The sequence below is a fragment of the Actinoplanes sichuanensis genome (assembly GCF_033097365.1).
GTDB classification, from domain to species: Bacteria; Actinomycetota; Actinomycetes; order Mycobacteriales; family Micromonosporaceae; genus Actinoplanes; species Actinoplanes sichuanensis.
In genome coordinates this window covers 1,251,475-1,276,457 of sequence record NZ_AP028461.1, presented here as the reverse complement: position 1 = coordinate 1,276,457, position 24,983 = coordinate 1,251,475, and the positions used below count along the sequence as shown (strand labels likewise).

The 24,983-nt window shown below is 69.8% G+C and carries 23 protein-coding genes; 11 read left to right on the top strand and 12 right to left on the bottom strand.

Features of this window, described 5'->3' with window-relative positions:
- Window position 1: 1 nt before the first annotated feature.
- The 5 genes from Q0Z83_RS05535 to Q0Z83_RS05515 form a co-directional block, all read right to left on the bottom strand.
- Window positions 2–1,774 (bottom strand): carbohydrate-binding module family 20 domain-containing protein, encoded by a 1,773-nt coding sequence (locus Q0Z83_RS05535; protein WP_317792698.1) that lies wholly within the window; start codon window positions 1,772–1,774, stop codon window positions 2–4.
- Between the two features lie 165 nt (window positions 1,775–1,939).
- Window positions 1,940–2,872, bottom strand: coding sequence for an ABC transporter substrate-binding protein (locus Q0Z83_RS05530; protein WP_317792697.1), 933 nt, complete (start codon window positions 2,870–2,872; stop codon window positions 1,940–1,942).
- Window positions 2,869–3,528: an ABC transporter permease gene (locus Q0Z83_RS05525; protein ID WP_317792696.1), complete on the bottom strand. Its 660-nt coding sequence runs from the start codon at window positions 3,526–3,528 to the stop codon at window positions 2,869–2,871. The genes Q0Z83_RS05530 and Q0Z83_RS05525 overlap by 4 nt, the downstream gene beginning before the upstream one ends.
- Window positions 3,525–4,163 (bottom strand): ABC transporter permease, encoded by a 639-nt coding sequence (locus Q0Z83_RS05520; protein ID WP_317792695.1) that lies wholly within the window; start codon window positions 4,161–4,163, stop codon window positions 3,525–3,527. Before Q0Z83_RS05520 ends, Q0Z83_RS05525 begins: the two co-directional genes overlap by 4 nt.
- Window positions 4,160–5,137: an ABC transporter ATP-binding protein gene (locus tag Q0Z83_RS05515; RefSeq protein WP_317792694.1), complete on the bottom strand. Its 978-nt coding sequence runs from the start codon at window positions 5,135–5,137 to the stop codon at window positions 4,160–4,162. The genes Q0Z83_RS05520 and Q0Z83_RS05515 overlap by 4 nt, the downstream gene beginning before the upstream one ends.
- Window positions 5,138–5,228: 91 nt before the next feature.
- Between Q0Z83_RS05515 and Q0Z83_RS05510 the strand changes: the two genes are divergently transcribed.
- Window positions 5,229–6,650 carry an aromatic amino acid lyase gene (locus Q0Z83_RS05510; protein WP_317792693.1) on the top strand — a complete coding sequence of 474 codons (1,422 nt, stop codon included), beginning with the start codon at window positions 5,229–5,231 and terminating at the stop codon, window positions 6,648–6,650.
- Window position 6,651: 1 nt separating this feature from the next.
- Here the strand turns inward: Q0Z83_RS05510 and Q0Z83_RS05505 are convergent, their stop codons facing one another.
- The gene (locus Q0Z83_RS05505; protein WP_317792692.1) at window positions 6,652–9,381 is read right to left on the bottom strand and encodes an nSTAND1 domain-containing NTPase; all 2,730 of its coding nucleotides are present in this window, start codon (window positions 9,379–9,381) and stop codon (window positions 6,652–6,654) included.
- 169 nt (window positions 9,382–9,550) lie between these two features.
- Between Q0Z83_RS05505 and Q0Z83_RS05500 the strand changes: the two genes are divergently transcribed.
- The 3 genes from Q0Z83_RS05500 to Q0Z83_RS05490 are packed head-to-tail and all read left to right on the top strand — an operon-like array spanning window position 9,551 to window position 12,509.
- Entirely contained in the window at window positions 9,551–10,837 is a 1,287-nt protein-coding gene (locus Q0Z83_RS05500; RefSeq protein WP_317792691.1) for an ABC transporter substrate-binding protein, read from the top strand.
- Window positions 10,834–11,694, top strand: a complete 861-nt coding sequence (locus Q0Z83_RS05495) for a carbohydrate ABC transporter permease (protein WP_317792690.1) — start codon at window positions 10,834–10,836, stop codon at window positions 11,692–11,694. Before Q0Z83_RS05500 ends, Q0Z83_RS05495 begins: the two co-directional genes overlap by 4 nt.
- The gene (locus tag Q0Z83_RS05490; protein ID WP_317792689.1) at window positions 11,691–12,509 is read left to right on the top strand and encodes a carbohydrate ABC transporter permease; all 819 of its coding nucleotides are present in this window, start codon (window positions 11,691–11,693) and stop codon (window positions 12,507–12,509) included. The genes Q0Z83_RS05495 and Q0Z83_RS05490 overlap by 4 nt, the downstream gene beginning before the upstream one ends.
- On the opposite strand, the gene Q0Z83_RS05485 is transcribed toward Q0Z83_RS05490, so the two are convergent.
- Window positions 12,492–13,316: a cytochrome c biogenesis CcdA family protein gene (locus Q0Z83_RS05485; RefSeq protein ID WP_317792688.1), complete on the bottom strand. Its 825-nt coding sequence runs from the start codon at window positions 13,314–13,316 to the stop codon at window positions 12,492–12,494. The two genes, Q0Z83_RS05490 and Q0Z83_RS05485, sit on opposite strands and share 18 nt — an antisense overlap.
- A 160-nt stretch (window positions 13,317–13,476) precedes the next feature.
- Here Q0Z83_RS05485 and Q0Z83_RS05480 point away from each other — a divergent pair, with 160 nt between their 5' ends.
- Window positions 13,477–13,866, top strand: a complete 390-nt coding sequence (locus Q0Z83_RS05480; protein ID WP_317792687.1) for a hypothetical protein — start codon at window positions 13,477–13,479, stop codon at window positions 13,864–13,866.
- Between the two features lies 1 nt (window position 13,867).
- Here the strand turns inward: Q0Z83_RS05480 and Q0Z83_RS05475 are convergent, their stop codons facing one another.
- Window positions 13,868–14,344: a DnaJ family domain-containing protein gene (locus Q0Z83_RS05475; RefSeq protein WP_317792686.1), complete on the bottom strand. Its 477-nt coding sequence runs from the start codon at window positions 14,342–14,344 to the stop codon at window positions 13,868–13,870.
- A 154-nt stretch (window positions 14,345–14,498) separates the two neighbouring features.
- On the opposite strand from Q0Z83_RS05475, the gene Q0Z83_RS05470 reads away from it, so the two are divergent.
- A complete protein-coding gene (locus tag Q0Z83_RS05470) occupies window positions 14,499–14,897 on the top strand; it encodes an HflX-like GTP-binding protein (RefSeq protein WP_317792685.1) in 399 nt (132 codons plus the stop codon).
- A 266-nt stretch (window positions 14,898–15,163) separates the two neighbouring features.
- Here the strand turns inward: Q0Z83_RS05470 and Q0Z83_RS05465 are convergent, their stop codons facing one another.
- Both Q0Z83_RS05465 and Q0Z83_RS05460 read right to left on the bottom strand, forming a co-directional pair.
- Entirely contained in the window at window positions 15,164–16,321 is a 1,158-nt protein-coding gene (locus Q0Z83_RS05465; RefSeq protein WP_317792684.1) for a hypothetical protein, read from the bottom strand.
- A gap of 228 nt (window positions 16,322–16,549) precedes the next feature.
- Window positions 16,550–17,410, bottom strand: coding sequence for an amidohydrolase family protein (locus Q0Z83_RS05460; RefSeq protein WP_317792683.1), 861 nt, complete (start codon window positions 17,408–17,410; stop codon window positions 16,550–16,552).
- 64 nt (window positions 17,411–17,474) lie between these two features.
- On the opposite strand from Q0Z83_RS05460, the gene Q0Z83_RS05455 reads away from it, so the two are divergent.
- From Q0Z83_RS05455 to Q0Z83_RS05435, 5 genes are all read left to right on the top strand, one after another.
- Window positions 17,475–18,539, top strand: coding sequence for an aldose epimerase family protein (locus Q0Z83_RS05455; RefSeq protein ID WP_317792682.1), 1,065 nt, complete (start codon window positions 17,475–17,477; stop codon window positions 18,537–18,539).
- A gap of 83 nt (window positions 18,540–18,622) precedes the next feature.
- Window positions 18,623–19,747: an RCC1 domain-containing protein gene (locus Q0Z83_RS05450; protein WP_317792681.1), complete on the top strand. Its 1,125-nt coding sequence runs from the start codon at window positions 18,623–18,625 to the stop codon at window positions 19,745–19,747.
- A gap of 24 nt (window positions 19,748–19,771) precedes the next feature.
- Window positions 19,772–20,686, top strand: coding sequence for a DUF1295 domain-containing protein (locus Q0Z83_RS05445; RefSeq protein WP_317792680.1), 915 nt, complete (start codon window positions 19,772–19,774; stop codon window positions 20,684–20,686).
- 292 nt (window positions 20,687–20,978) lie between these two features.
- Window positions 20,979–21,350, top strand: coding sequence for a YciI family protein (locus Q0Z83_RS05440; RefSeq protein ID WP_317792679.1), 372 nt, complete (start codon window positions 20,979–20,981; stop codon window positions 21,348–21,350).
- The gene (locus Q0Z83_RS05435; RefSeq protein WP_317792678.1) at window positions 21,338–22,492 is read left to right on the top strand and encodes an RNA polymerase sigma factor; all 1,155 of its coding nucleotides are present in this window, start codon (window positions 21,338–21,340) and stop codon (window positions 22,490–22,492) included. The genes Q0Z83_RS05440 and Q0Z83_RS05435 overlap by 13 nt, the downstream gene beginning before the upstream one ends.
- Here the strand turns inward: Q0Z83_RS05435 and Q0Z83_RS05430 are convergent.
- The gene (locus Q0Z83_RS05430) at window positions 22,479–24,239 is read right to left on the bottom strand and encodes a HAMP domain-containing sensor histidine kinase (RefSeq protein ID WP_317792677.1); all 1,761 of its coding nucleotides are present in this window, start codon (window positions 24,237–24,239) and stop codon (window positions 22,479–22,481) included. The two genes, Q0Z83_RS05435 and Q0Z83_RS05430, sit on opposite strands and share 14 nt — an antisense overlap.
- A complete protein-coding gene (locus Q0Z83_RS05425; RefSeq protein WP_317792676.1) occupies window positions 24,236–24,922 on the bottom strand; it encodes a response regulator transcription factor in 687 nt (228 codons plus the stop codon). Before Q0Z83_RS05425 ends, Q0Z83_RS05430 begins: the two co-directional genes overlap by 4 nt.
- Window positions 24,923–24,983 lie beyond the last annotated feature (61 nt).

Genomic DNA, 24,983 nt, shown 5'->3' with positions numbered 1-24,983 from the left:
ATCAGCGGAAGGTGTCGTTCAGCGTGACCTGACCGCTGGCCGGCACCGTGGCGGTGCGGTTGGCGCCGGACTCCCACGTGACACTGCCGTCGGTGTTCTTGCGGATGTACTTGTACTCGAAGGCCGTCCCGGCCGGCAGTGACACGGTGCCCTTCCACACCGGGTAGGTGGCCGCGGACAGCGCGACCGCGGAGGCCGGGGCCCAGTTGCCGAGCGCGGCCTGGTTGCCGACGACGAAGATGTTCTGCCCGAGCGTGGTGGTGGCGGTGACGTTGAAGCCGGCACCGGCCGTGGCCGTGCTGGTCGGGGTGGGCGTGACCGACGTCGTCGGGGTGACCCCGCTGGCGCCGACGTAGAGGGCGATCGCGTCACCGGCGGGCACGGTCGCGGTGAACTGGCCCGACGAGTTGACGGCGTACGTCGTACCGGTGCATCCGCCGTTGGCCGTGGGGTCGCCGTGCTGGACGTCGCAGTAGGTGCCGGCCGGAAGGGAGGTCTGGAAGGTGCGCGTCAGCGCACTGCCCTCGTGGTTGATCGCGACGTAACCCTTGGCGCCCCGGCTGAAGGCGATCTGGTCGGCGCCGTTGGACCACCAGTTGGTGACCGCCGTGCCGCGGGTGGCGTTGCGGAACCCGACCATGTTGCCGATCTGCCGCCACGCGTGCTGGCACTTCCACCCGTCGGCGTAGCACGCGTTGACCGTGCCGTTGTTCGGCGGGCCGGCGTCGTGGTTGCTGAACTCGTAGCCGGAGTTGACGTCCGGCGCGCCGTACGGCCAGGCCAGCGTGAAGACCTGGGCCAGGGTGTACGCCGACCCGTTCTTGTAGCTGAGGGTGTCCCCGCCGCGCTCGGTGTCGTGGTTGTCGACGAAGACGGCCGCCTGGTTGCTCGGCAGGTAACCCCACGCGGTGCCGAAGTTCGACAGGTAGGCGAGGTTCTCGCTGAGGAAGACGCGCTTGAGGTCGCGGGCGAACCGGAACTCCTGCACATCGCCGGTACCGGTGTACTCGGTGGGCTGGACCGCCTCGCCGGCGCCGTAGATGGCCTCCTGCTTCCAGTACGCGCCGGTGTTGCTCAGCTTCGCCTTGATGCCGGCCAGATCGGCGGCGGCCATGTGCTTGGCGGCGTCGATCCGGAAACCGTCCACACCGAGCGACGCCAGGTCGTTCATGTAGCCGGCGATCTTGCCGCGCACGTAGTCGCTGCCGGTGTTCAGGTCGGACAGGTTGACCAGCTCGCAGTCCTGCACGTTGCTGCGGTTGGTGTAGTCGCTGATCGCCGAGCGGCAGGAGTGGAAGTCGGCGTCGGAGTAGACACCCGGGTAGTTGTACTTCGAGTACGAGGTGCCGCCGGTGCCGGTGCCGGAGCCCGCGGACATGTGGTTGATCACCGTGTCGGCGACGACCTTGACCCCGGCCGCGTGACAGGCGCTCACCATGCTCGCGAACGCCGCGCGGTCACCGAGACGGCCCGCGATCCGGTACGAGACCGGCTGGTAGGAGGTCCACCACTGGCTGCCCTGAATGTGCTCCTGGGGCGGGGACACCTGGACGTAGCCGTAACCGAGCGGGCCGAGGGTGTTGGTGCACTCGCGAGCGATCGACGCGAAGCTCCACTCGAACATGACGGCGGTGACGTCCTTCTCGCCGGGCGGTGACGCGAAGGCGTCCGGGCCGGTGAGGACCTGGGCGACACCGAAGCCGCCGACGCCGAGGGCGAGGGTGGTGGCGGCCAGGATGCGGGTCAGGCGTCGCCGCCTGCGGGGACTGTCCACATCTACCTCCGGGCAAAGGGGAACGGGCTGCAAGGCCTTGCAGTAACAGCCTTGAAACTTTCTGAAAATCTTTGCGGCAAAGATAGATACCAGCGAGTACGCACGTCAAGACATCTGCCGGAAACAGAAACGCCGCCCCGGAGGGCGGCGTTCTGTTAATAAACCTTATCCGAGGCCGTTCTCCGACAGGAACGCCTTCGCCACCACGGCGATGTCCTTCTTGTCCACCTGCACCTGGGCCAGGTAGCTGGTCAGGTTCTCGGTGGTCAGCTTGCCCGAGACCGCGTCCAGAGCGCCGGTCACCGTCGCGTTGTTCGCCTCGCTGCGGATCAGCGGGAGCACGTTCTGCGAGGTGAACAGGTTCTTCGGGTCGGCCAGGGTGACGAACTTGTTGGTCACGATCGACGAGTCGGTGGAGAACAGGTTCGCCACCTGGATGTCACCGTCCTTGAGGGCGTTGACGGTCAGCGGGCCACCCGGGTCCAGCGGCTTGTACTCCTTGAACTCGACGCCGTACACCTCCTTGAGGCCCTTGAGGCCCTGCTGGCGCTCGGTGAACTCGGGCCCGCCACCGGCGACCAGGGTCGGGGCGACCGCCTTGAGGTCCTCGATCGTCTTCAGGTTGTTCTTGGTGGCGGTGTCCGCGCTGACGGTCAGCGTGTCCTTGTCCTCGGCGGCCGACTGGGCCAGCACCTCGGTACCCGCCGGCAGCACCTTCTTCAGCTCCGCGAGAACCGTGTCCGAGCTGCTCACGCCGGCCGGGATGCCGTTCGGGGAGAGGGCCGCCAGCAGCGCGCCGTTGTACTCCGGGAGCAGCGAGATGGAACCGTCCTGGAGCGCCTTGAGGTAGACCTCACGCGCACCGATGTTGAACTTGCGGGTGACCTTGACGCCCTTGGCCTCGAGGGCCTGCGAGTAGATCTCGGCGAGCAACTGGCTCTCCGGGAAGTTCGCCGAGCCGACGGTGACCGCGCCACCACCGGCGGCGCCGGACGCGGCCGGCTCGTTGGCGAGCGGATCACTGTCGGCACCGCAGGCCGCGAGGGAGACGGACATGGCGACGGCGGCGGCCGCGCTTATCAGAGAACGGCGGTTCATGAGAGACCTTTCAATCCGGGTGAGACGATCAGGCGCTGGATCAGCGCCAGAAAGAGATCAACGAGTACGGCCAGTGCGGCGACGACGATGGCGCCGGCCAGAACCCGTGAGTAGTCGTTGACGGCCAGGCCGTCGATCAGGAGCCGGCCCAGTCCGCCCAGCCCGACCGCGGCGGCCACCGTGGCCGTCGCGACCACCTGCAATGCGGCGTTGCGGAACCCACTGAGCAGCACCGGCAGAGCCATCGGCAGCTCGACCCGGGTCAGCACCTGCCACGGGCGCATCCCCATCCCCCGCGCCGCGTCGACGACCCGGTGGTCCAGGTTGCGCATCCCGGCGTACGCCGAGGTGAGGATCGGTGGGATGACCAGGACGGTCAGCGCGATCAGCACCGGCAGCAGGCCCAGCCCGAGCAGGGTGACCATCAGCATCAGCAGGCCCAGGGTGGGCAGCGAGCGCCCGGCGTTGCCGGCGTTGATGGCGAGGAACGAGCCCTTGCCGGTGTGGCCGATGTACAGCCCGACCGGCAGCGCGATGATCACGCCGAAAAGCAGCGCCAGCGCGGTGTAACCGAGGTGCGACACGATCAGGTGGGGAATGCTGCCGGGGTTGCCGAGATCCCAGTGGGCCGGATCGGTCAGGTAGGAGAAGTTCATGCGGCACGCGTCCACGGGGTGACGGCCCGCTGCACGAGCACGATGATCAGGTCGGCGATCCCGGCGAGCAGCACCGACAGGATGATGCCGATCAGGATCGGCTCCAGGTAGAACAGCTGGAAGCCACGGGTGAACAGTTGACCGAGCCCGCCGATGCCGATCAGCGAGCCGACGCTGACCAGGCTGATGTTGGAGACCGTGGCCACCCGCAGCCCGGCCAGGATGACCGGTAGCGCGATCGGCAACTCGACGTCGATCAGCCGCCGGGTCCGACGGTAGCCCATCGCGGTGGCCGCCTGGACCACCACCGGATCGACCGAGCGCAGGCCGTCGGCGACGGTCCGGGCCAGCAGCGCCACCGTGTAGACGGTCAGCGCCACCACCACGTTGACCGGGTCCAGCACCTTGGTGCCGAGGATGACCGGCAGGAAGACGAAGAGCGCCAGCGACGGGACCGAGTAGAGCACCCCGAATGTGTTGATCAGCGGGTGGTAGAGCCAGGTGAACCGGACCGCGAGGTAACCCAGCGGCAGCGAGATCACGAACCCGAACAGGATCGGCAACAGCGCCAGATACAGATGCTCCTGCAGCGCCTGCCAGACGATCTCGTAGTTGTTCGTCAGGTACTGGATCATGAGCGGCGGCTCGCCAGGTAGTCGGCCAGGTCATGGTGGCTGACCACCCCGTCGGCGGCGCCGTCCGGCCCGACCCGCACCGCGACCCCGCCCGGTGAGCTGATCACCAGGTCGGCGACGACGCGCAGGGTGTCGTCCTTGGTGAACACGCCGGGCCGGCCGAGCGGGCGACCGGAGTCGTCCAGCTCGATCCCCTCGACCGGGCGGACCGGCAGCTCGGCCGCGCTGTCGAAGGAGAGGCTGCGCAGGCCCCGGTCACGGCCCACGAACGACGCCACGAACTCGTCGGCCGGTGCGGCCAGCAGCTCCCGCGGCGTCGCGAACTGGGCCAGCCGCCCACCGGTACGGAACACCGCCACATGGTCGCCGAGCTTGATCGCCTCGTCGATGTCGTGGGTCACCATCGCGATGGTCTTACCCAGATCCTGCTGCAGGCGCAGGAACTCGGCGTGCAGCTGCGCCCGGACCACCGGGTCGACGGCGCTGAACGGCTCGTCCATCAGCATGATCGGCGGGTCGGCGGCGAGCGCCCGGGCCACCCCGACACGCTGCTGCTGGCCGCCGCTGAGCTGGGCCGGGTAGCGCTTGGCGAAGTCGGCGGAGAGGCCGACCCGTTCCAGCAGGCCGAGCGCGAGCTCGCGGGCCTCCCGGCGGGTCTTGCCGAGCAGCACCGGCACGGTCGCCACGTTGTCCAGCACGGTCCGGTGCGGGAACAGCCCGGCGTGCTGGATGACGTAGCCGATGCCCCGGCGCAGCCGCGCCTCGTCCTGTCGTGAGACGTCCTCGCCGTCGACGAGGATCCGACCGGAGGTCGGCGTGACCATCCGGTTGATCATCCGCAGCGACGTGGTCTTACCGCAACCGGAGGGCCCGACCAGTACGGTGATCTTGCCGGTGGGCAGCTCGAGGCTGAGATGGTCCACCGCCGTGGCGCCGCCGGGGTATACCTTGACGACGTCCTCGAATGTGATCATGGCACTCCCAGTTGATCTTCTGAATCATACTATTCATACTCGCTAAGTAGTGAATAATGTGTCAACGTTCGGTCACGGTTCTGGAGACTTCGTGCAGGTCCGGCTAGATGGTCACTCCCTGACGATCCCAGAACTGGAGACGATCGCATCCCGGGCGGCCGAGATCACCATCGATCCGGCCGCGCTCACGCTCGTCGACGAGCGGCACACCGGGCTGCGCGAGGCACGCGGACGCGGCGCCGTCTACGGAGCCAACACCGGCGTCGGCGCGAACCGGCACGAGCAGGCCGGTGATCCCGACGGTCACGCGCTGCGCCTGCTGCTGAGCCACTGCGCCGGAGTCGGCCCCGAGGAGGACGACCGTACCGCCCGGGCGGTCATGGCGGTACGCCTCAACCAGCTCCTGGCCGGCGGCTCCGGCGTATCCCGCCGGGTCACCGAGGCACTCGCGGTCGCCCTGCGCGACGGCGCCGTACCCACCCTGCACCGCTGGGGCGCCATCGGCACCTCCGACCTGTCGTCGCTCGCCGAACTCACCCTCACCCTGGCCGGCGCCCGCCCGTGGCGCAGCGGCACGGCACCGGCCGTCGAACTGGAGGCCACCGACGCCCTGCCGATGATCAGTTCCAGCGCCCTCACCGTCGCCACCGCCGCCCTCGCCGTCTCCGAAGTCCACCGCCATCTACGGGCGTCAACGATCATCGCCGCGCTTTCCTTCCTAGCGCTGCGCGGCAACCCCGAGGCGTACGATCCGGCCGTACACGCCGCCCGCGCGCACCCGCACCAGATCACCGTCGCCGGCACCCTGCACGCGCTGGTCAGCGGCGCCTCACCGGCACTACGCATCCAGGACCCGTTCGGCCTGCGGGTGGTGCCGCAGGTCACCGCGCCGGCCCTGCACGCGGCCGAGACACTGACCACCGCGGTCACCGCCGAACTCAACGCCGCCGTGGAGAACCCACTGGTCACCGCGGACGGTGTGCATCATCACGGCCAGTTCCACACCGCCGCCCTGGCCGCCGGGCTGGACGCGGTACGCGGCGCGTTCCTGCCGGTCATGTCGCTGTCCGCGGCACGACTGAGCCTGCTGATGCGACCCGACATGACCGGCCTGCGGGCCTTCCTGGCCGACGGCCCGCCGGGCAGTTCCGGCTTGATGATCACCGAGTACGTGGTGCAGGACCTGCTGGCCGAGATGCGCGGCACCGTACAGCCGACCGTCTCCGGCACCCTGTCGATCTCCCTGGGCCTGGAGGAGCACGCCAGTTTCGCCACCCAGGGCGCGCGCTCGCTGCGCACCATGACCCGGCTCGCCCCGACCCTGCTCGCCGCCGAGCTGGTCGCCGCGGTCCGGGCACTGCGCCTGGCCCCCGAGCGTCTCACCACCGGAACCCTCGCCGAGGCCCACGAACTGGCCGCCGACGCGCTCTCCCCCGACCTCACCGACCGGCCGCTCGACACCGACCTCACCCGGGCCGCCGCCCTGCTCCCCACCCTGGCCGCCCTGCTGTGACTCACGGACACAGAGGTCTCGGCCCGGCACCGGGCAAATGCCGGTCCCAGTCCATCGACAACGGCCGGTCCGCGCACAGCTCCCGGATCACCCGGTCCACGTCACCGTCGAGCTGCCACAGGTCGCCGCCGGGAGCCAGCACCGCGATCCGGCCGTCGTCGATACGGGGGAAACTCAGGTCGAGCCCGCGGGCGTCCAGCGAGATCAGCTCTGTCCCGGACGCGATGCTCACCAGCTTGACCCGGTCGAAATCGGTCAGCGCCAGAGTCTTACCGGCCGGGTCGAAGGTCACCATAGAGGGATGGCCCAGCCCGTCGACGCGGGCCACCGTGTGCACCGCCCGCAGGTCGCCGGCGTCGATCATCACCACCTCACCGCTCTCCAGGACCGCGACGACCATGCCGTCCGGCCCGACCGAGGGCGACATCCGAAACGGGGAACTGAACAGCGAGCCGACCAGATCACCGGCGGCCGACCACTGTTCCAGCACGAACGCGCCGCCGACCCGCCGGCACAGGACGACACCGGAACCGTCCGGCAGCAACGCCGTGCTCTGCACGTCGGCCGCGGGTAGCCGGCGCACCGCCCGGTCACCCACCCGCCACAGCACGGCGACGTGGTCCTGGGTGACCGCGGACATCAGGGAGCCGTCCCGGTCCATGCTCTCCACCATCGGCAGGTCCGCGGGCGTGGCGATCCGGCGGGGAGCATCCAGATCGGAGAGATCCCAGAGGACGGACCCGGGAAGGCTGCCGTAGAGCACCACCCGGTCGTCCGCGCTCCGGCCGTACAGGAACGTGTCGCCGGTGGGCAGCTCGCCGGCCGGCTCCCAAGAGCCGTTGCTCGGCCGCCACAGCAGCGCGCTCTCGGGCCGGCCACCGTGGGCCGGTTGCCTGGTGATCGCGATTCGGCCCGGCGTCGTCGCATACCCCAGCCCGAGCGTCGTCGCCGCCGACGCGGCATGGGCCAGCACCAGCATGTCGCGGGCCTCGGCGGTGGGCGTCACCCGGTACGCGGCCAGAGCCAGCGCCGCGGCCTCGGCCGGCCGCGTCTCCAACATGCCGCGAGCCACGTCCACGGCCCGCAGGGACAGTGCCTCGTTGCGCTGGGCGGTCGCCGCACGCTGGGCCGCGAACGCGGTGATCGTCGTACCGGCCAGCAACACGGTGAGTACCGCCAGTCCGGCCACCAGCAGACGCAACCGGCGCGACGACCGCCGCCCGACCGCCACGGTCGCCTGCTCGGCGGCCAGCCCGGCGTCGACGAACTCGCGTTCCGGCGCGGTGAGCCGCTCCCGCAACCGGGCCGCCTCCTCCAGGCGGGCACCGCGAAACAGACTGTCCGGGTCACGGCCGTGCGCCACCCAGAGCGCGGTCGCCTCGGCGATCCGATGCTGGGCCCGTAGATCGTCGCGGTCCCGATCGATCCACCCGGCCAATCGCGGCCAGGCGTGCAGCAGCGCCTCGTGGGCCAACTCCACCCCGTCCCGGTCGAGGCTGATCAGCCGGGCCGCGGCGAGCCGTTCCAACAGCGCGTCGGGGGTGTCGAGCCCGGCCCGCGACACCCGCCGTTTGGTGTCCTCGGTGCCGTCGCCGGGCACCACCAGGCGCAGGAACAGCCACCGGGCCGCGACCCGGTCGTCCTCGCCGAGATCGCCGTAGGTCTGTTCGGCCGTACGCGCGAGAGCGTTCCTGATCCCGCCGACGTCCTCGTACCCGGTGAGGGTCAACGCCAGCCCACGCCGTCGCCGCCAGGCCTCGGCCAAGGTGTGCGAGACCAGCGGCAACGCGGCCGGCTGCCCGGCCGCGTCGGAGATCAGCCGAGCCACCAACGCCGTCTCCAGCGACGCACCGGCCCGGGTGGCCGGCTCGGTCACCGCCCACCGGAACTCCTCGGTGGACATCGGGCCGACCAGCAGCTGAGCCCGGTGCAGGGCGGCCACCAACTCCGGGTGGGAGCCGCAGTGACCGTAGAAGTCGGCCCGCACCCCGATCACCACCCGACTGCGTGGACCGGCGGCCTGGGTCAGCGCCCGGATCAGCCAGTCCCGGCCGGTGTCGTCGCAGAGGGTGAAACACTCCTCGAACTGGTCGACCACCACCAGCAGGTCGTCGGCCGCCTTGGCCAACCAACCGCGCAGCGCCTGCGGACCGGCGGCCAGATCCTCCCGGACCCGCCCGGCCGGCTCATCGGCCAGCGAGGCCAGCGCGACCGCGAACTCGTCGACCGGATCCGCACCGGGCGTGACGACCAGGGTGGTGCGCGGGGACCGGGCGGCCAGCCCGGCCCGCAGCAGCGACGACTTGCCCGCACCGGAAGCGCCGAACACACCGGCGAACGGCCGATCCTCAACCAGGGCCAGCAGGGTCGCCGTGAGCGCCTCCCGGCCGAAGAACCGGTCGGCGTCCTCGACCTGATACGCGGCCAGCCCGACATACGGCGGCGGCGTCTCCCCGGATCCGCCGGGCTGGGCCGCGGCCAGCTCCCGCCAGCGCGCGGTCCACTCGACGACGTCGCCGTCGCAGGCACGCACGAACGCCACGGTCACCGCGAGACTCGGCAGCCGCCGGCCGGACACCGCCTCGGACAGCGCCGCGGCCGAGTAGTTGGTCCGCTTCCCCAGCTCGCGGTAGGTCGGCTCGCCGACGCCACGGCGCAGCCGCCGCAGGTCACCGGCGAACCGCAGCAGCGGCGAATCCTCGGACTCCAGCGGACGCTCCCGACGAGGCACACCTGCTGTATATACGACGGGCTCCAGCCGGGCGACAGCGGCTGGGATCGCTCCCACGGATCGACGTTGTTCAGCGTTCGTTGTTCAGCGTCGGCCTCCGAACATGAACAACGCGCGGCTGCCTAGCGTCCGGGACGTCATCAGTTCGCCGCCCACAAAGGAGCAGTCAATGCGTTCGAACCTCTCCCGTCGCGCCTTCCTCGGTCTGGGCGCGACCGTCGCCGGCGGGACGCTGCTGTCCGCATGCGGCGGCGGTTCCGCCTCCGGCTCGGGGAAGCTGAAGTTCTGGGACATGCCGTGGGGGCAGGCCGACTACACGGCTGCGGCGAAACGGCTCACCGAGGCGTACACGCCGGTGAACGAACTACCCGGAGCCACCTACCAGGAGATCCAGTGGGCGAACTTCGCGCAGACGTTCTCCTCGGCGATCGCCTCCAAGACCGGGCCGGCGGTCAGCACCGGCGGCGGCTTCCAGGCGTTCCAGTTCGCTGAGCAGGGCGCGATCGCCTACGCCGACAACGTCATCGAGCAGTTCCGCAAGGACGGCACGTTCGACGACTTCCTGCCCGGCCAGATCGACTCGATGAAGACCGCGAAGGGCTACGCGGCGGTGCCGTGGCAGCTCGACTTCCGGGTGTGGTGGTACCGCAAGTCGCTGCTCGACGAGAACGGCATCAAGGAGCCGACCACCTGGGACGAACTGCTGAACGCCGGCCGCACGCTGGCCGCCAAGGGCGTCTTCGGCTTCGGCACCGGCGCGGGCGCCGGCAACAACCTCGGCAGCCAGGGCCTGCTCCTGATGATGCTGAACAACGGCGGCGGCCTGTTCGACCCGGACGGCAAGGTCGACGTCGTCACCCCGCCGAACCTCGAGGCGATGCGGTTCGTCCAGGAACTCGTCAGAGCTAAGGCCGTCGACCCGGCGTCGATCAGCTACACCACCGACAACCTGATCACCCAGTGGAAGAACAAGAAGGTCGCGATGGGCATCCACACCGCCGGCCTGGACACCGACACCGGCGAGACCGACGGCGACCTCCGCGTGCTGAGCCCGCTCACCGGCCCCAGCGGCGCCAAGGCCGGCCTGGTCTTTCAAAACAACATCATGATGTACGCGAACACGCCGTCCACAAGCGGCTCGGAGGCCTTCCTGTCGTACTACATCCGCAGCATGAAGGCCCTGTGGCAGCAGAACGTCGTGGCCGGACTGCCGGTGCTCAAGTCGATCGTCGCGCTCCCCGAGTTCCAGAAGCAGACCCAGAAGGCGAAGATCATCGCCGAGTGGGCACCGGTCGCCAAGACCTTCGCCACCCGATCCACCGCACTGTTCGGCGGACTCGCCGCGGTCGACTCCAGCCAGCCGCTCACCCAGTTCGCCCAGACCGTGCTGGCCGGCGACGACCCGAAGGCGGCGCTGGACACCCTCCAGGGCGCGCTGCAGGCGATCGTGAAGTGACCCGCGCACGACGGACCCTGTTCCTGCTGGTGGCACCCTCGCTGGTGCTGCTGATCCTGATCAACGCCTATCCCCTGGTCTACGCCGCGATCCAGTCGGTCCGCGACGGCACCCTGATCGACCCGGGCGAGTTCGTCGGGCTGGACAACTACCGGTCGACGCTGACGAGCCCGGCCTTCTGGCGGTCGGTCCGGTTCACGCTGATCTTCACCGCGGTCGGCGTGTTCGGCAGCTGGGCCGGCGGACTCGGCCTGGCCCTGCTGCTACGCACCCGCATTCCCGGCCGGACCGTCTTCAAGACCCTGCTCCTGCTGCCCTGGGTGGTCCCGGTCGTGGTGTCCTCCACCGCGTGGAACTGGCTGGTCGCCACCCCGCAGAGCCTGCTGCCCAGCCTGGCCCAGGCGCTCGGCCTCGGAACACCGCTGTTCCTGGCCGACCCGACCCTGGCCAAGATCACGGTCTGCGCCTTCAAGGTGTGGATCAGCGTCCCGTTCATGATGATGATGATCAGCGCGGCACTCACCGGTGTGGACAAAGCCGTCTACGAGGCCGCCGGAGTCGACGGTGCGACCCGATGGCAGCAGTTCGTGCACATCACGCTGCCGATGATCGCCCGCTCCACGTACATCTCGTGGATTCTCATGACGATCTTCTGCGTCAACGACTTCCCGACCATCTTCCTGCTCACCGGCGGCGGCCCGGTCGACGCGACCACCTCCCTGGTGGTGCTCTCCTACCGCACCGTGTTCCAGAACTTCCAGGTCGGCCCGGGCGTGGCGATCGCCTTCCTGATGACCCTGAGCCTCGTCGTCGTGTCCGTGGCCCTGTACCGCCAGATCAGAAAGGCGCACGCATGACGGCCGAAGGCACCCGCGGACAGTGGTGGCGGTTCGCGGCGATTCTCGTCATCACCTGTGTCGTGCTGGTGCCGGTGGCGGCGGTGCTGATCCTATCGCTGCGGCCCGGAGTGGCCTCGGGCAGCAGTGCCGCCTTCGGCCTGGCCAACTTCACCCACATCTTCACCGATGTGCCGACGCTGACCTGGCTGGCCAACAGTCTCGGCGTCACACTGGCCACCGTCCTGGTCTCGGTCACCGTCGCCGGGCCGGCCGGATACGTGTTGTCCCGCGGCCGCAGCCGAGCGGTGTCGGCGTACTCGCTGCTGCTCTTCGTCGTGCAGTCGCTGCCGGTGATCACCGCGGTGATCCCGCTGTTCCTGCTCTTCGCCGAGGCCGGGCTGGTCGACAACCTGGTCGGGCTGGGCATCGTCTACGTCGGGGCGTCGATGTCGGTGGCGATCTGGATGATGGCCGCCTACATCGACACCATTCCGGTCTCGCTGGAGGAGGCCGCCTGGATCGACGGGGCCTCGGTGTTCTCCGGCTTCACCCGGATCGTGCTGCGCAACTCACTGCCGGGCATCCTGTCGACGGCGATCTTCACGTTCCTGGTGTCGTGGAACGACTACCTGGTCGCCATCGTCTTCCTGCGCTCACAGGAACGGTTCACGCTGCCGATCGGGGTCCAGTCGTTCTTCCAGCAGAACGGCACCGACTGGGGATCGGTGATGGCGCTCGCCGTGGTGATGATGCTGCCGCCGGTGATCGTCTTCACCACGCTCAACAGGTACTTCAGCGTCGGCGGGATCGGCGGGTCACTCGCCGGCACGTGAGGTGGCGCGGACCCGGGCGGCCACCGCCAGCAGGGCGACGACGGCGAAGGCGGCGGCCGTCCAGCCGACGCCGATCCCGTCCAGCCAGGTGGTCACCTGTCCCTGCAACTCCCCCACCGCCCCGATCACCGGGTCGGTGGGGGAACCACCCGCCGCCAGCCGCAACTCGTACCACCCGTAGTAGGTCACATACAGACCGGCCATCAGCAGGAACGCGCCTGACAGGCGGGAGATCCAGGGCAGGACGGCCCGGGTGCGGCGGACGGTCGCCTCCCGGGCGAACGCGACGAGCATGGCGAGCAGACCGACGACCAGACCCATGCCGAGGCCGTACGCGACGAACGCGATCACACCCGACCTGATGCCGGAGCCGCCGGACACCAGACCTGTCACGGCCAGGAACGGGGCGATCGTGCAGGACAGCGACGCCACCGCGTAGGAGGCGCCGTAGCCGTACAGGGCGAGGATCGAACCCGTCGGCGACCCGGCGGCCAGCCGCGGAAGCCGGACCCGCAGCTCCCGGCCGGACAGCAACCACGCGCCCAGCAGGACCAACGCGCCTCCGGTGACCACCGCGGCCCACGGCAGGTGCCGCTGGATCGGCACCGTCGTCACCGCCAGCACCACCCCGATCAGCCCGAACACGGTGACGAACCCGGCGGTCATCGCCACCGACAGCCGCAACGCCCGCAGCACCCCACCCGGGCCGGCGACCAGCAGCGCCAGGAACGACGGCAGCAGCGCGAACCCGCACGGGTTGAACGCCGCGAGCAGCCCGGCCGCCAGGGCGAAGGTGATCGTCTCCATGTCCACGACCGTGTCTACGGCTCCGGGCCGTCGGCGGATTACCGGCTGAGCCCGGCCTCGACCGTTCGACCAGGAAAATTCGGTACGGCTTCGGGCCCTCGCAGGCGGGTGCACGATGGTCCTCGAATGTTTCCGGCAGCAGGAGAACGGGGGATCTTCAATGCGCAAGAATATGATCACGCTGACCACGACGACTCTCATGGCAGCGGGGGCGCTCTCGGTCGCGGGGCCGGCACCGGCATATGCCGAAAGCCGGTTCGGCTGTGACTATCCGCGGGTCTGTTTCTATCTGACCAGCACGGACTGGGTGGCCCGGAAGCCCACCTCAGCATTCCGCGACATCACACCGGCTTTCCAGAAACTCGGCCCCAAGGCCCGGCACGCCTACGCCGCCTACAATTCCCGGATCGACGATTCGGCGTGGCTGGAGATGTCGGACGACTCGGCCACCTGCCTGGGCCCGGCCGACATCTGGTTCTTCGACCAACTCACCCCACCGCAGAAGGTGATCGGTGTCCAGATAACCGACGAGAACGAATGCTTCGACTGACTCACACGTCCGGGATTTTGAACAGCCGTCGCCACCACGGCAGTGCGGCCGCCGGCGGGGTGGGCTCGGGTGGGGCCGGGATCGGGCGGGTGGCGTGCCAGAGGGCCACCACCGGCTCGGGGTCGACCTTCCGGACGAACAGGCCGGGCTGGGCCGGCAGGCGCCAGGATTCCTGGATCCGCCGGTTCAAGTCGGCTACCGCGGCGCGGACCTTCTCCTCGGTGGGCAGGTCACGGACGGTCTCGTCGATGTCCTCGGCCTCTTTGCGCAGCAGCAGTGGCAGCGGGAGCGCGGCGTCGGCGGAGACCTGCTCGCGCTCCATGTAGTCGCGGAACCACCAGTCCTCATCCTCGCCGCCCGGAGGCAGGGCCTTACCCGCGCCGGGGAGGTTGTCGAACTCGCCACGCTCGGTGGCCTCGGCGATCTGCTGATCGATCCACGATTCGAAGTTCGCGCCGATCGGTTTGCCTTCGGTCATCGCCGACCCCCGAATCCATCGAGACGTCCCACCAGCTTAACCTCCGGCCGTGCGGCTCCACGGTTCGGCGAGCGGCGACGCCGCTCATCGCGCCACGGTGGTCGACGGTCGAAACCCGGTGGCTCGTCGGCGTACCCGAGCCGATCATGGCAGCGTGAAACAGTACCGGGACCTCGGTGACCCACTCGACGGTGCCGACGTCGTACTCATCGGTCTGTTCTCGGCCAAGGAGAAGCAGTACCAGGCCAGGCTCGACGAGTTCGCCGCTCTGGTCGAGGCCCGCGGTGGCCGGGTGGTAGCCCGGTATGTCCAGCGCCGGGGCGCCTCCGACCGGTGGAGGAAGAATCGCCCCGGCGGGTCGCTGCGCATGTCGCAGCCCTTTTCCCACCGCACACTGCTGACGCATGGCAAGGTCCGCGAGATCGCCCAGGCGTGCCGGGAGAGGGGCATCGACGCCGCGGTCTTCGTGAACACCCTGACGCACCGCCAGCGGAGCGTCCTGACCGAGACCCTCGGTTGCCTCGTCTTGAGCCGCGAAGACATGACTGTCTGAACTCGACATGGCCGGCTCACGAGTGGAGCGCGGAGTCGTCGAGCGACTCGGGCGGCTTCTCCGGGACCTTGCTCACTCCATCGGCCGCAAGTGCGATCCGTCCTGCGATCACCTCGGGTGACGCCCGCCCGTCTTCTCGGGGTTGGTCGAGTGCATGTGGACGCCGCACCGGGCGGCGGTGGCCGAAGCTTTTGCAGTCCCTCAGGCGATGAACGGAGCCGGCCGGGAGAATCATTTCCTCCCGGCCGGCGCTGTTGGTCGGAGCTTTAGCGGATGATTTCGACCCTGTTTTCGCGGACGAGGTTCTTGCCGGGTTCGCGTACCAGGTCCATGGCGGCGTTGTTGAGCAGGAGACAGCCGCCGAACCGTTCGGTGATCTTGATGGTGGCGGACTTGTTGTTGGCCAGGTTGGTGACCCGAACGGTGGAGCCGACAGGGATCTGGTCGCTGGCGGCACCCGGCCCGGCGTTCTGGCTGAAGAAGGTCAGGCTGCCCTGGCAGGCGGAGTTCCCGACGGCTTGGGGCTTGCTGACGATCTCGACCCTGTTGTTGCGGATCACGTTCTTGCCGGGCTCGCGCACCAGGTCCATCGCGGCGTTGTTGAGCAGGAGACAGCCGCCGAACCGTTCGGTGATCTTGATGGTGGCGGACTTGTTGTTGTCCAGATTGGTGATTTTGACGGTGGAGCCGGCCGGGATCTGGTCACTCGCGGCGGCAGGTGCGGCGTTCTGGTTGAAGAAGGTCACATTGCCCTGACACGCGGACTTTCCGCCGCCCGCGGGGGCGCTGCCGGCTGGGCTGTTGGCGTTGCCCTGGCCGTTGCCGTTACTGAGGACTTCGACCCTGTTTTCGCGGACGAGGTTCTTACCGGGTTCGCGCACCAGGTCCATCGCGGCGTTGTTGAGCAGGAGACAGCCGCCGAACCGTTCGGTGATCTTGATGGTGGCGGACTTGTTGTTGGCCAGGTTGGTGACCCGAACGGTGGAGCCGACAGGGATCTGGTCGCTGGCGGCACCCGGCCCGGCGTTCTGGCTGAAGAAGGTCAGGCTGCCCTGGCAGGCGGAGTTCCCGACGGCTTGGGGCTTGCTGACGATCTCGACCCTGTTGTTGCGGATCACGTTCTTGCCGGGCTCGCGCACCAGGTCCATCGCGGCGTTGTTGAGCAGGAGACAGCCGCCGAACCGTTCGGTGATCTTGATGGTGGCGGACTTGTTGTTGTCCAGATTGGTGATTTTGACGGTGGAGCCGGCCGGGATCTGGTCACTCGCGGCGGCAGGTGCGGCGTTCTGGTTGAAGAAGGTCACATTGCCCTGACACGCGGACTGAGCTGCGGACCCACTAGTCATGGCAAATCCTGTTCCCGTACCTGCTGCCACGAGTGCTAACAAGCCTCCCACCAGCACCAGTACCCTCGACCGACGCATGTGCCACTTCCTTCCCCATAGCTTGCTCCGCAGTACGCAGCAGCCACAGCTACGGTTCACCTCGCCGGCGGAACTCACGATCTTGTGCGCAGTAGCGCAGACCGAACTCCAACCCGCGCATCAGCCCGGCGGGCGCGCTGGTGGCCGGGAGTGGGCAGCCCCGTCGCGGGGTAGGCCCGGGGCGGTGTGGGCTGCGGTCGAGGAGGTGTGGCTCGTACCGGATGAGGGTTATCGCAGTAACCGGGACGGGTTTGCGGTGAAGTAGGCCTCGTGGAACGCCATCGGGTCGAGGGGTTCGGCGTACGGGCGGTCCGAGCCGTGCACGACGGCGGCCGGGCCGACGACCCGGGCCAGCGCGGCGATCGCGTCGGTGCGGTAGGAGGACGTCTCGTAGAAGACGTTGGGGTCCGCAGTGAAGGCCGGTCCACCGCGGGCGGCCAGGCGTTCGTGGTGCAGCGGGGCCAGGCCGGCCAGGGCCACGAAGGCGATGCGCAGCGTCGGGTGGCTCTTGCGGCCGGTGACGTGCCAGGCCATCCAGGAGCGGTGCATCTGCGCGACGTACGGCACCAGCGCCGGCCACCAATCGGGCAGCTCACCCGGCTCGGCGGGGGCCGGGCCGGGGTGGACGAGCAGGGGTTTCCCGGCGCGTTCGAGGATGTCGAGCAGCGGCGCGACCCGGTCGAGCGCGTCGGGGCTGTCGAGCGCCGTGGCCGGCAATTGCAAGCCTGCTACGCGCTCCTCGCGCAGCACCCGGGCCAGCGCCGGCCCGTCGGGGGCGGCGACCGACGCGGCGGCCCAGAGATGGTACGGATCGGGCAGTGCGAGGGCGCTCTCGTGCCAGATGTCGATCAGCTCGGCGCCGTCCGGAGCGTGTTCGATGCCGAGCGGGCTGGACAGTGAGACGAGGACGCGGTCCATGCGTTCGGCGGCGCGTCGGAGTTCCACATCGTGGGCGGCCGGGTCGACCGGATAGAGGTTCTCGCCGGCCAGATACAGCGTCCAGTCCCGCATGTACGGCATGGCGTCACGCTTCCGCAACGCCGTGACCAGCGCCGGAGGCCAGAGGTGCTGATGACAGTCGACCCGCATGCCGCCGAGCCTACCGACCGAGGTGAGCGTTAACAGTCACCGCTTATCTGGCACGATTCCGGCCATGACGAGTATCGACAAGGTGACATTCGGCGAGTTGGCCGACGGCACGGGCATCGAAAGGTGGACGCTGACCAATTCCGGCGGCGTGTCCGTGTCGATCCTCACCTGGGGCGCGACGATCCAGACCGTGCTGGTGCCGGACCGGGACGGCAACCTCGGCAACGTGACGCTGGGGTTCGCCGACCTGTCCGGTTACACCGATCCCGCCTATCTGGCCGGCAACCCGTTCTTCGGCGCGACGATCGGGCGGTATGCGAACCGGATCGCGGGTGGTGGCTTCACGCTGGACGGGGAGAGTTACAAGCTCGCCCAGAACGAGGGGCAGACCACCCTGCACGGCGGTTCGTACGGTTTCGACCAGCGCGTCTGGACGGCGACCGAGGTGGCCGACGGAGTCCGGATGAGCTACGTGTCGGCCGACGGGGAGCAGGGTTTTCCGGGGACGGTGCGGGTCGGCGTCACGTTCACGCTCGACGAGCGGAACGCGCTGCGGCTGGACTACGAGGCCACCACGGACCGGGCCACGGTCGTCGCGCTCACCAACCACGCGTACTGGAACCTGTCCGGTGAGGGCAGCGGCACCGCCGAGAACCATCTGCTCCGCATCGACGCGGAGCACTACACGCCGGTCGACGCGACGCTGATCCCGACCGGGGAGATCGCGCCGGTGGCCGGTACGCCGTTCGACTTCCGGGAGTTCCACCCGATCGGTGAGCGGATCCGCGGTGCACACCCGCAGTTGACGATCGGGCGTGGCTACGACCACAACTACGTGCTGACCGAGGGCGAGGGACTGCGGACGGCGGCGGTCGTGCGCGACCCGGCGAGCGGGCGCGAGATGACCATCGAGACGACCGAGCCGGGGCTGCAGTTCTACGCGGGCAACTTCCTGGACGGCAAGCTCCGCGGCGGTGCCGGGCTCACCTATCGGCAGGGCGACGCGTTCGCGTTGGAGACGCAGCATTTCCCGGACAGCCCGAACCGGCCGGAGTTCCCGTCGACGGTGCTGCGGCCGGGCGAAACCTACCGATCGACCACGGTCCACGTCTTCACACTGTCCGCCTGACCCTGTTCATTCTCTCCGGTCGATGGTATGACTCTGGGAGCGCTCCCAGAATTCACCCGTTCCCCCATCCCCGGAGTGATCAGATGGTTAGGTTCCGCCTCCTCGTCCTCACGGTGGCGGTGGTGGCCCTGGGCTTGATCGGCAGCCCAGCCACCGCCGCCGTCACACCCGGCGTCGCCACCGGCTACGCGCACACCTGCACCATCCCCGCCGACGGATCCCTGTGGTGCTGGGGCGGCAACTACACCGGCGCCCTCGGTGACGGCACCACCGCCCACCGGACCACCCCGGGCCGGGTCGGCACGGCCACCGACTGGGCCTCGATCGACGCCGGCTTCCTGCACAACTGCGCGGTCCGCTCCGGCGGCACCCTGTGGTGCTGGGGCAACAACTTCCGCGGCCAGCTCGGCGACGGCACCACCACCAGCCGCAACACCCCGGTCCAGGTCGGCACCGCGACCAACTGGGCCACCGTCAGCGCGGGCGACAGCCACACCTGCGGGGTACGCACCGACGGCTCGCTGTGGTGCTGGGGCTTCAACCGGCTGGGGCAGCTCGGCACCGGCGCCTACACCGAGACCGCGCCGGTACGGGTGGGCACCGCGAGCAACTGGGCCAAGGTGACCACCGGGTATGCACACACCTGCGCGATCCGCACCGACGGGACCCTGTGGTGCTGGGGTGACAGCACCACCGGGCAGCTCGGCCTGGGCATCCTGAACTACCGGGCCGCGCCCGAACAGGTCGGCACCCTGACCAACTGGAACAGCATCACCGCGGGGTACGCGTTCACGTGCGGCACCCGTACCGACGGGACCCTGTGGTGCTGGGGTGAGAACGGGTACGGGCAGCTCGGCCAGACCGGCACCTACCAGACCACACCGGTCCGGGTCGGGGACGCGAGCACCTGGACCCGGGTGACCGGCAACGACAACTCGGCGTGCGCGTCGCGTACCGACGGCAGCCTCTGGTGCTGGGGCAACAACATGGAGTCGCAGCTCGCCGACGGGACCACCACCAGCCGGTACGCCCCCACTCGGGTCGGCACCGCCACCGACTGGACCGGTGACTTCGCGATCGGCTACCACGGCTGCGCTCTGCGGACCGGCGGCGCCCTGTGGTGCTGGGGCAACAACGCCAACGGGCAGCTCGGTGACGGGACCACCACCCGCCGCCCGGCCCCGCAGGTGGTGACCCTGCCCAACTGACGAGTAGGCCATTAGCATCCGTCTATGACCTACCGGATCGGCGGGAACCTGGCCGGCTCTTCGCGGCCGGTCGGGTTCGCCGTCGTGACACTCGCCTACGTGGTGGCCGGGCTCGCCGCGTGGGCCGTCGCCGCTCTGGTGACCGGGCCGCATCCGCTGCTGGTCACGTTCTACGCCGACCTGGTCGCCACGCTCGTGGTGTTCGTGGCGAGCCTGCTGGTCGCCAACGCCAGCCTGTACGACCCGTACTGGAGCGTCGCCCCCGCGGTGATCGTGATCGCCTGGGTGTTCGCCGCGCCGCCGCAGGCCGGGCGACAGGTGGCCGTACTGGCCCTGATGCTGATCTGGTCGATCCGGCTGACCACCAACTGGGCGCTGTCCTGGCGCGGTCTCAGCCACGAGGACTGGCGTTACGTGCAGTTGCGGGAGCAGCGTCGGCCCGGCGTCCCGTGGTGGCTGATCAACCTGGTCGGCATTCAGCTGATGCCGACACTCGTGGTCTTCGCCGGGCTGCTCGCCGTCTGGCCCGCCACCACCGTGACCGGCCGCTCGTGGAACCTGCTCGACGTCGCCGCGGTCGTCGTCACCGCCGGGGCGATCCTGCTCGAGACGACCGCCGACCGGCAGTTGCACCGGTTCGCCGGTGACCCGGCCAACCGCGGCGCGATCATCGACCGTGGCCTGTGGCGGCACTCCCGGCACCCCAACTACCTGGGGGAGATCACCTTCTGGTGGGGGATGTGGCTGTTCGGGCTGGCCGCGGCCCCGGACTGGTGGTGGACGATCGTCGGGCCGGTCACCATGGTGCTGCTGTTCACGTTCGTCAGCGTGCCGATGATGGACCGGCGGTCGCTGATCCGGCGGCCCGCCTACGCCGAACACATGCGGCGGGTCCCGGCGCTGCTGCCCCGGCCGTCCGGTTTCCGCGTCCGCGGTTGAGGCCCGCTTTCCGGGGCACACCGGCGGCATGACGACATCCAGCGAAAATCAGTTCGCCGTGCTCACCGGAGCGTCCAGCGGCATCGGCTACGAGCTGGCCCGGTAACTCGCCGCCCAGGGCTTCGACCTGCTGATCGTCGCCGAGGACGCGGGCAAGGTCACCCCGGACCGGGTCAAGGCGGCCCTGCACGGCCGGATGGCCGAACCGGGATCCGGCGGCGACGTGTGACGATCCGCGGGCGGCTCGTTCGTCATCATGGTGACGGTTTCCAAGGACAGAGGAGACAGACCCATGCGGTACGCGCTACTGATGCACCACCACGAGCCGGCCGACGGCGAACTGGACGCCGAGGTGATCGCCGAAGCCCAGCGGGCGTTCGACGTCTACGCGAAGGCACTGGCGCAGGCCGGCGTCCTGCTGTCGGCCGACGTGCTCCAGCCGACCGGGTCGACGACGACCGTGACCCGGCGGGACGGGACACCGCGGGTGCAGGACGGGCCGTTCGCCGAGACGAAGGAGGCGCTGGCCGGGATCTTCCTGATCGACGTGCCGGACCTGGACGCGGCGATCGACTGGGCCCGGCAGAACCCGGCTGCCCAGTGGGGTTCGATCGAGATCCGCCCGGTGTCCACGTCGTTCCTGGACGGTGGATGGACCCGCTGACCGAGGTCGCCGCGGCCGCCCGTGACTGGCACGGGCGGCTGCTGGCCCTGCTGGCGGCCGGTTCGGGTGACATCCCGGCGGCCGAGGACGCGCTGGCCGACGCCTACGAGGCAGCCGTACGGACCTGGCCGGAGCAGGGTGTACCGGGCAACACGGGCGGCTGGCTGCTGACCGTGGCCCGCAACCGGCTGCGGGACAGGTGGCGGGCGGCCGAGTTCCGGCGGACCGTGGCACTCGACGTCGAGCGGGACGCGCCGGCCCATCTGGACGACGTCGACGTGGACGCGATCCCGGACCGGCGGCTGGAGCTGATGCTGGTCTGCGCGCATCCGGCGATCGACTCGGCGCTGCACACGCCGCTGATGCTGAACACCGTGCTGGGGTTCACCGCCGAGCAGGTCGGGCGGGCGTTCTCGGTACCGGCGGCGACCATGGCGACCCGTCTCGTGCGGGTGAAGAAACGGATCCGGACGACCGGCATCCCGTTCCGGATCCCGGACCGGGCCGACCTGCCGGCCCGGATGACGGCGGTGCTCGAAGCGGTCTACGGGGCGTACGTGCTCGAGCGGTCCGGGGCCGAAGCACTGCACCTGGCCGAGGTGCTGGCCACACTGGCGCCCGGGGATCCGGAGGTGCGCGGGCTGGCCGCGCTGGTGCAGTTGTCGGCGGCGCGGGCGGACGCCCGGATCGGTCCGGACGGGCGGTTCGTGCCGTTGGCCGAGCAGGATCCGGCCCGCTGGGACCGGGTTCTCATCGAGCGGGCGCACGAACACCTGCGGGTGGCGCACGGAAGCGGACGGCTGGGGCGGTTCCAGGTGGAGGCGGCCGTCCAGGCGCTGCACTGCTCGGGGGCGGCGGATGCCCGTACGCTGCGGGATCTTTATTCGATCTTGAATGATCTCGCGCCGTCGCTGGGCGGTGGCGTCGCGCTGGCCGCGGTGATCGCCGAGACCGACGGACCGGCCGCCGGTCTCGCGGCCCTGGACGCCCTGGCCGGGGACGGTTTCCAACCCGCCCATGCGACCCGGGCCCACCTGCTGCGACGGCTCGGCCGGCACGAGGAGGCGACCGCCGAGTACGACCGGGCGATCGCCCTCACCCAGGACGACGCGGAGCGGGAGTTCCTGATCAGGAAGCGGTGAGACGGACGGTGAAGACGGTGCCCCGGCCCAGCGAGCTCCGCACGTCGATGGTGCCGCCGTGGGCCTCGACCAGCTTGCGGGTGATGGCCAGGCCCAGCCCGCTGCCGCCGGTCGCCCGGCTCCGGGATTCGTCGGCCCGCCAGAACCTGTCGAAGACCCGGGGCAGGTCCTCCTCGCTGATGCCGATGCCGGTGTCGCGTACCGAAATCGTGCTCCCGACCGCAGTGACCGTGACCGAACCGCCGGACGGTGTGTACCGGATCGCGTTGGCGACCAGGTTGCCGACCACCTGCCGCAACCGGACCGGGTCGGCCTCGACCACCGGATCACCCTCGACCGACGTCGTCAGCCGCACCGCGGCCGTCCCCCGATGAGCCTCGACGACCTGCTCGATCACATCCCGCACCCGGATCGGCTCCGGATGCACCCGCAGCGTCCCAGCGTCGACCGCGGCCAGGTCGCCCAGGTCGTCGATCAGGTGCTGGAGCTGCACCGACTCCTCGTGCAGCAGGTCGACGAGTTGCGCGTCGGTGGGTGCCAGATCGTCCTGAGCGGCCTCCAGCCAGCTGCGGATGTTGGTCAGCGGCGTCCGCAGCTCGTGCGCCACGTCGTTGACCATGGCCCGCCGTTGCTCGGCCGACGCGTTCAACGCGCGGGCCAGATGGGCGATCTCGTCGCGGCCGGAGACCACCACGGGCGCCTGCCGGTCGGCGGCCTCGGCCAGCGCCCGCAGCGGCCGCACCAGCCGCCGCCCGGCCAGCACGGTCACCACGATGGTGGCGACCAGGACCAGGCCGGTGGTGGTGACGATCCGGACGGTGTTCTCCTCGGACAGCGTGAACGTGGTCTCGTCGGCACCGGTGTCCGGGTCGGTGACGAACAGCAGCGCGGGCGGCGCGACGTACGGCTGCAGCTGGGTGCGGCGCGACTTCTCGAGACACGACCGGATGCGGGCGATCTGCCCCTTCTCCTTCGTCCGGTAATCCGGGACGATCGGCACCACGGTCCGGTCGGCGGCCTCCTTCCAGCTGACCACGTAGGCACTGAACTGCGGCGACACCATCACCGTGCCGCCGTCGACCCCGCCCAGGCAGGCGCTCGTCATCGTGCCGAGCGCTCGCAGCGCCTTCTCCTCGGTCCGGGTGACCGCCTGGTCCAGCCCGGCTGAACAGCGGACCAGCGCACCCTCGGTGTCGGGCACGGTCAGCACCACCGACGGCCGCCCGCTCGGGGTGTCCACGACCCGGCCGGACACCCCCAGCTCGTCCAGGCACGATTTCGTCTTCACGGCGTAGGCCATCAGCTCCTTGCGTTCACCGGCGGGCACCAGATAGGGGCCGACCGCCCGGCTGTCGATGCGCTCGGTACCGCCGGTCAGGCCGAGATCCAGGTTCAGCGGGTCGACGACGGCCGACGGGCGCGCCGCGGCCAGCGACGGGCCCGGCCCGGAATCGATGATCACCTGGCGGTCCTCGGTCATCAGGGTGATCCGGCGACCCAGTTTCGCGGCCCGCTCCCGGATCAGCTCCGGCGCCGCCGCCCAGTCCGGATGCTCGGCCGCGTAGGCGACCAGCATGTCGTAGACGCCCTTGTCGTCGGTGAGCGACCGGCCCTGCTCCTGGCTGATCGCACGGTTCGCGGTACGGATCGCCAGCCACGCCGTCGCCCCGATCGCGGCCACCGCGATCAGCACCGAGGTGGCCAGCAGACGGGTCACCAGACTGTGCCGCCAGGACACCCCGGTCATGCCGTGCCCGCCGTCAGCCGGTAGCCGACCCCGTACACGGTGAGCAGTTGCACCGGCCGTTGCGGGTCGACCTCGATCTTGCGGCGCAGGTTCATCACGTGCACGTCGATCGTCCGCTCGGTCGAACTGCGGTCGATACCCCGGGTGTGGTGCAGCAGCTGGGCACGGCTGAACACCCGGTCCGGCTGCTCGCACATGGCGGCCAGGATCGCGAACTCGCCGCGGGTACACTCGATCGACTCGCCGTCGACGGTCACCCGGTGCGTCTCCGGATCCAGCGTCACCCGACCCAGCGTGTGCACCGGCTTCGGCGCCGACCGGCCGGACCGGCGCAGCAGCGTCCGCACCCGGGCCATCAACTCCCGCGGACTGTACGGCTTGGTCAGGTAGTCGTCGGCGCCCAACTCCAGGCCGAGCAGCAGATCGTCCTCGCCGGTCCGTGCGGTCAACATCAGCACCAGCACCTCCGACTCGGCGCGCAGCGTCCGGCACACGTGCAGCCCGTCCAGCTCCGGCATCATCACGTCCAGCACCAGCAGATCGGGGCGCAGCCGACGGGCCTGCTCCAGCGCCTGCCGGCCGTCGTGCACCACGGTCGCCTCGTGGCCGTCCGCCCGCAGGTAGCGGCGGACCACCTCGGCCTGCCGCGGATCGTCGTCGGCGACCAGCACATGTGCGCACATGGCGGCGACTATAGGTGCGGTCGCCACCCCCGGACCCGTCCTCGGGGCAGACCTGACAGCT

Coding starts and splice junctions, on each gene's coding strand:
- Q0Z83_RS05500 (WP_317792691.1), top strand. CDS start 9,551: ATGCGTTCGAACCTCTCCCGTCGCGCCTTCCTCGGTCTGGGCGCGACC.
- Q0Z83_RS05425 (WP_317792676.1), bottom strand. CDS start 24,922: ATGTGCGCACATGTGCTGGTCGCCGACGACGATCCGCGGCAGGCCGAG.
- Q0Z83_RS05455 (WP_317792682.1), top strand. CDS start 17,475: ATGACGAGTATCGACAAGGTGACATTCGGCGAGTTGGCCGACGGCACG.
- Q0Z83_RS05460 (WP_317792683.1), bottom strand. CDS start 17,410: ATGCGGGTCGACTGTCATCAGCACCTCTGGCCTCCGGCGCTGGTCACG.
- Q0Z83_RS05430 (WP_317792677.1), bottom strand. CDS start 24,239: ATGACCGGGGTGTCCTGGCGGCACAGTCTGGTGACCCGTCTGCTGGCC.
- Q0Z83_RS05435 (WP_317792678.1), top strand. CDS start 21,338: ATGGACCCGCTGACCGAGGTCGCCGCGGCCGCCCGTGACTGGCACGGG.
- Q0Z83_RS05530 (WP_317792697.1), bottom strand. CDS start 2,872: ATGAACCGCCGTTCTCTGATAAGCGCGGCCGCCGCCGTCGCCATGTCC.
- Q0Z83_RS05520 (WP_317792695.1), bottom strand. CDS start 4,163: ATGATCCAGTACCTGACGAACAACTACGAGATCGTCTGGCAGGCGCTG.
- Q0Z83_RS05475 (WP_317792686.1), bottom strand. CDS start 14,344: ATGACCGAAGGCAAACCGATCGGCGCGAACTTCGAATCGTGGATCGAT.
- Q0Z83_RS05465 (WP_317792684.1), bottom strand. CDS start 16,321: ATGCGTCGGTCGAGGGTACTGGTGCTGGTGGGAGGCTTGTTAGCACTC.
- Q0Z83_RS05480 (WP_317792687.1), top strand. CDS start 13,477: ATGCGCAAGAATATGATCACGCTGACCACGACGACTCTCATGGCAGCG.
- Q0Z83_RS05440 (WP_317792679.1), top strand. CDS start 20,979: ATGCGGTACGCGCTACTGATGCACCACCACGAGCCGGCCGACGGCGAA.
- Q0Z83_RS05445 (WP_317792680.1), top strand. CDS start 19,772: ATGACCTACCGGATCGGCGGGAACCTGGCCGGCTCTTCGCGGCCGGTC.
- Q0Z83_RS05525 (WP_317792696.1), bottom strand. CDS start 3,528: ATGAACTTCTCCTACCTGACCGATCCGGCCCACTGGGATCTCGGCAAC.
- Q0Z83_RS05490 (WP_317792689.1), top strand. CDS start 11,691: ATGACGGCCGAAGGCACCCGCGGACAGTGGTGGCGGTTCGCGGCGATT.
- Q0Z83_RS05515 (WP_317792694.1), bottom strand. CDS start 5,137: ATGATCACATTCGAGGACGTCGTCAAGGTATACCCCGGCGGCGCCACG.
- Q0Z83_RS05450 (WP_317792681.1), top strand. CDS start 18,623: ATGGTTAGGTTCCGCCTCCTCGTCCTCACGGTGGCGGTGGTGGCCCTG.
- Q0Z83_RS05485 (WP_317792688.1), bottom strand. CDS start 13,316: ATGGAGACGATCACCTTCGCCCTGGCGGCCGGGCTGCTCGCGGCGTTC.